The 473-nt window shown below is 48.8% G+C and carries 2 rRNA genes; both read right to left on the minus strand.

The annotated features are described in order from the left end of the window. Positions 1–108 precede the first annotated feature (108 nt). A 5S ribosomal RNA gene (gene rrf / locus AC1DLI_RS34370) occupies positions 109–225 on the minus strand. 176 nt (positions 226–401) lie between these two features. Beyond that, positions 402–473 (minus strand): 16S ribosomal RNA (locus AC1DLI_RS34375); the annotation flags it as partial.

The following is a 473-nucleotide window of genomic DNA, read 5'->3' on the forward strand; positions in this document are numbered from 1 at the left end:
TTAAAGGATGTTTCAGCAATTCTTTTCTTTCGTTATCCAGTTTTCAAGGTGCAAAGTAAATCACAGCTGAGCCTTACGGCTGCTGCRTAGGTGTAAAACATAACACCTGCTTGGCGACGTCCTACTCTCCCAAGACCCTGCGGTCTAAGTACCATTGGCGCTGGAGGGCTTAACGGTCGTGTTCGGTATGGGAACGCGTGGTTCCCCTCCGCCATCGCCACCAAACGGATGACATGACTTAACTTGAAAGAAGGTTTCCGGGGTCCCCGAAAAGTAATCGGTATAAGCTACAACGCTTATCTTCACTTTTTGGGGTGCGGTTACTCTTTCAAAACTGACAACGAGTAAGCGATAAACTGCCAAGTTTATCCGAACCTCATCGGGTYCGGGTATTTCCTTAGAAAGGAGGTGATCCAGCCGCACCTTCCGATACGGCTACCTTGTTACGACTTCACCCCAATCATCTACCCCAC

Source organism: Paenibacillus sp. 01T443, assembly GCF_056398325.1.